Below are 4,071 nucleotides of genomic sequence, written 5' to 3'. Positions count from 1 at the left end.
CGGGGAAGGTCAGCGCGACGCAGGCCAGCCGCGCGCAGTCGGGGCCGGGCGGCGCGGCCGCGGCCGCGGGGGCCGTGGGGGCCGGCGCGCTCGCGGCGGCCGGTACCGGCACCGGGGCGGCGACCCCCGGGTGCGGGGCCGCCTGCGCGGGCGGCCGCGGAGCGGGGGAGGCCGGCCCCGCCACCGGGGCCACGAAGGCCGCACAGGTTCCCAGGAGCACGGGCCACACCCGCCCACTTCTTCGCATCCGGCCACGTTAGGCGGCGGGTCCGGCGCGGCCCGGACAGCGTGCGGGGGCGGGCGGCGGGCTCCACTCGTTCAGCGCAGGCTGATGATCGGCCTGCGTGAGCCGCCCTGAGGGCCGGTCAGTCCGGGGGACCGCAAGGGGCGGACGGCCGTTCCGTCGTGTCCCGCGTGGGGCCGGCCGGGCGGCCGATATGTTCAGGTATGCCCATCTCCCCCCTCTCCGTCCGCCCGCGGCTGCGCGGGCTGCCGGCCCTGGTGGTCGCCGCGGGCCTGACCGTGGCGACGGCGGCGCCGGCGACCACCGCGGCGGCGTCCGCCGCGCCTCCCGCCGACCTGCTGCAGCGACAGTTCGCCTCCGCGGCAGCGGAGTTCGGCGTCCCGCAGGCCGTGCTGCTGGCGCTGTCCTACCAGGAGACCCGCTGGGAGGACCACCACGGGGAGCCGAGCACCACCGGGAACTACGGCGTGCTCGGCCTCACGCAGGTGGATCCGGCCGCGGTCGCGGGCGACGGGAGCGCCGAACGCGACGGGCGGGGCGAGGGCCCGGGCGAGGGCCGGCCGGTGCGCCCGGTGGCCACCACCGCGGTCGGCGGCACGGTCCGCTGCGCCGACTCCGCCGCGCTGCTCACCCTGGACGCCTCCGCCGAGTTGATCAACCGCGCGGCGGCCGAGCTGCGGACGGACAGCGCGCAGAACATCCGCGGCGGCGCGGCCCTGCTGGCCCGGTACCGGCGCACCGCCGGGTCCTGGTACCAGGCGGTGGCCCGGTTCGGCGCGGCAGGTTCGCAGTCGTCGGGCCCGGGCACCGGCGACCGGGCGGCCGGGCGACTCCTCGCGGAGCGGGTCTTCACGACCGTGCGCGGCGGCGTGAGTCGCACCACGCTGGACGGCCACCGGATCACCCTGCCGGCCGACCCCGCGCTCGCCTCCGCCGAGCGGGCGGCCGAGGGCCCGGTCGCCGCGCCGTCGGCTCCGGTCGGCAGCCCGGTCGCCGTGCCGTCCGCCGGGCCGGCTCCCGTGCCGTCCGCCGTCGTGTCGCCCGAGTGCCCGAGCGACCTGGGGTGCGACGTCCACCCGGCCGCGTACGCGCTCACCGACCCCAGGGACCCGACCTCGTTCGGGAACTACAACCCCGCCGACCGCCCCGCCGACGGCCAGGCGATCCGCTTCATCGTCATCCACGACACCGAGGGCTCCTACGACGGGTCGATCGCGGCGTTCCAGGACCCGGAGCAGCAGGCGTGCGCCCACTACCTGGTCCGCTCCGCCGACGGTCACGTCACCCAGCTGGTCCGCACCCAGGACATCGCCTGGCACGCCGGCAACAAGAGCGTCAACATGCACAGCATCGGCATCGAGCACGAGGGCTACGCGCTGCCCAAGGACCGGCCGACCTGGTACTCCGAGCAGCTCTACCAGTCCTCGGCGGAGCTGGTGCGCTACCTCGCCGCGCGCTTCGGCGTCCCGCTGGACCGCCAGCACGTCATCGGCCACGACGACGTCCCCGGCCCGACCCAGGCGAGCCAGTCCGGCATGCACTGGGACCCGGGCACCTTCTGGGACTGGGGCCACTACCTGGACCTGCTGAACGCGCCGATCGGCCCCGGCGACGCCGGTGACCCCCGGGCCGGTGACGTGGTCACCATCGCGCCCGCCTTCGACGCCTCCAACGAACCCCCGGTCGGCTCGGTGACGGCCCGCCCGGAGAACTTCGTCTACCTGCGCACCCGTCCCGCCGACGACGCCCCGCTGATCGACGGCGGCGGCACCGCCGCCTCCGACTGGAGCGACAAGGCCGTGACGGGGACCGGGTACGTGGTGGCCGGGCAGCAGGGCGAGTGGACGGCGATCTGGTACGACGGGCAGCAGGCGTGGTTCCACAACGCCGGCGGGCGCAGTGCCCGCCTGGAGCGGCGCGCCGTCGCCGCCAACGTGGCGGCCGCCGGCGCGGCCTTCACCCACCTGGGCCAGCTCGCCCAGCTGGCGGGGGTGGCCGGTCCGGCCGGCGCCGGGGCGCGCACGGTGCTGACCCCGCGCGCGGGCCTGGCCACGATCCCGGTGTACGGCCGGGCCTACCCGGAGTCCGCCGCCTACGCCCGCTACCCGGCGATCACGGCACCCGAGGTGGTGGCCCTGCGCGCCACGATCCCGGCCGGCCAGGCCTACCTCGCCGCCGACGACGTCCCGGAGCGGGCCGACTTCTTCTACGACCGCAACATCGACGGGGACGCCCCCGACGACCGGACCCTGGTGGTCGGTCAGGACACCTACTACCCCATCCGCTACAACCACCGCCTCGCCTACCTGCGGGCCTCGGACGTCCAGCCGGCCGGCTGAGCGACCCTGCGCAGCCCGAAGCGCCGCGCGACCGGCGCGGCCAGCGTGATCCGCTCGTCGCGCACACCGACGTCGATCCCGAGCATGCGCCAGAAGTCCATGAAGCAGAGCGGGTCGCCGCGGGTGTAGGCGTCGTCGGGCCGGACCCGGACGTTCCAGCTCGGCTCGTCCCGCTCGTCCTCGGGGAACGGCGAGAGGTAGCCGGCCACCGTGGCCGCGTCCAGGGCGAGTTCGGGGAAGACGTCGACCAGGACGTCCGGGCGGCCGGTGGTGTCCCGGCCCGGGAAGAAGAAGGTCTCCTCGATCCAGTGCACGAACTGGTCGCGCACGGCGCCGGATTCGAAGAGCTCGTAGCCCCAGCTCTCACCGTCGTAGACGAAGGTGAGCAGGCCCGCGCAGTCCAGCGCCCGGGAGACGTGCAGTTGGGCGCGGCGGCGCAGGTCCCACTCCCAGCCGGCGGTCCAGCCGAGGTGGGTCCAGCCGTCGCCGCCCCGGTGGAGGGTGAAGCAGTCCGTCCGGGCCGAGCCGGGCACCGGCGGCGGCACCGGTACCAGCTCGAACCCCTCGGAATCCCAGAACTCCGTCAGGGCCCGGTAGACCCCCTCGTGGTCCGAGGTACGGAAGCTGGTGTCCCGGAGAAATAGCCCCATTGCAGATCCCCGTCCTGGCAGTAGGCGCCGTCGGCCGATCCGACCGCGTACCCATGACACGCGGCCGGGCGGCGCCAGGTTGCTCAGAGCAGGGCGGCAGCGGGCTTGACCATACCGCGAGCGGTCTTCGAGTCCACGTACGAGCCCAGGGCGGTCATCACCCACTCACCCGAGTACTGGCGCACCAGCTTGCACATCACCACGCCGGTGTGCGGCTCGGACTCGGTCAGGCTGAAGCGGACCAGCTCGTCGCCGGTGGAGGTGTCGATCAGCCGGCAGTAGGCGTTGCGGACCTCCGTGAAGCGCTGGCCGGAGAAGGAGTTGACGACGAAGACGAGTCCGCAGACCTCGGCGGGAAGGCCCTCCAGGTGGACGTCGATCGCCTCGTCGTCCCCGCCGCCCTTGCCGGTGAGGTTGTCGCCGGTGTGCTGGATGGCGCCGTTGAAGACCGCCAGCTTCATGAACCAGGCCGTCTCCAGTCGCTCGCGCTTGGCGTCGAAGGCGATGCAGGAGGCGTCCAGGTCGATGCTGCGCCCGCGCGAGGCGGGCTCCCAGCCCAGCGCCATCCGCACCGAACTGAGCATCGGCTGACCGTTCTTGACCAGCGAGACCGAGCCGCCCTTGGTCAGGCTGACCCGGCCCTTGTCCAGGGTGACGCGCGGCGGTCCGGCCGGTGCGGCGCCCTGCCGGTCCTGGCCGGGCTGCCCCTGCGGGGGCCGGCCGTCGGGCCCGCCCGCGGGGCCGGTCGGCACGGCGAACGGCGGCGCGCTCGGCGGGGCCGGCGGCACCGGCGGGCCGGAGCCGGCGGGCGGCGGGGCGGACCCGCCGGGGGGGGAGC

Annotated in this window: 4 protein-coding genes; 1 reads left to right on the top strand and 3 read right to left on the bottom strand. The window is 75.5% G+C overall.

The features are described 5' to 3' along the window. A partial coding sequence (locus ABD323_RS39890) for a hypothetical protein (protein ID WP_344447011.1) occupies positions 1 to 220 on the bottom strand: 220 nt, incomplete at its 3' end. A 227-nt stretch (positions 221 to 447) separates the two neighbouring features. Here ABD323_RS39890 and ABD323_RS39885 point away from each other — a divergent pair. Further along, positions 448 to 2,583 (top strand): N-acetylmuramoyl-L-alanine amidase, encoded by a 2,136-nt coding sequence (locus tag ABD323_RS39885; RefSeq protein ID WP_344447010.1) that lies wholly within the window; start codon positions 448 to 450, stop codon positions 2,581 to 2,583. Here ABD323_RS39885 and ABD323_RS39880 read toward each other — a convergent pair. Beyond that, positions 2,547 to 3,233, bottom strand: coding sequence for a hypothetical protein (locus ABD323_RS39880; RefSeq protein ID WP_344447009.1), 687 nt, complete (start codon positions 3,231 to 3,233; stop codon positions 2,547 to 2,549). The genes ABD323_RS39885 and ABD323_RS39880 overlap by 37 nt on opposite strands. An 83-nt stretch (positions 3,234 to 3,316) precedes the next feature. Next, positions 3,317 to 4,071 (bottom strand): TerD family protein (locus tag ABD323_RS39875; RefSeq protein ID WP_344447008.1); only part of this gene is annotated, 755 nt, incomplete at its 5' end.

Source organism: Kitasatospora nipponensis (assembly GCF_039528135.1).
Classification (GTDB): Bacteria; Actinomycetota; Actinomycetes; order Streptomycetales; family Streptomycetaceae; genus Kitasatospora; species Kitasatospora nipponensis.
The sequence above is the reverse complement of the archived record's forward strand: the minus strand, read 5'-3'. Positions and strand labels throughout refer to the sequence as shown.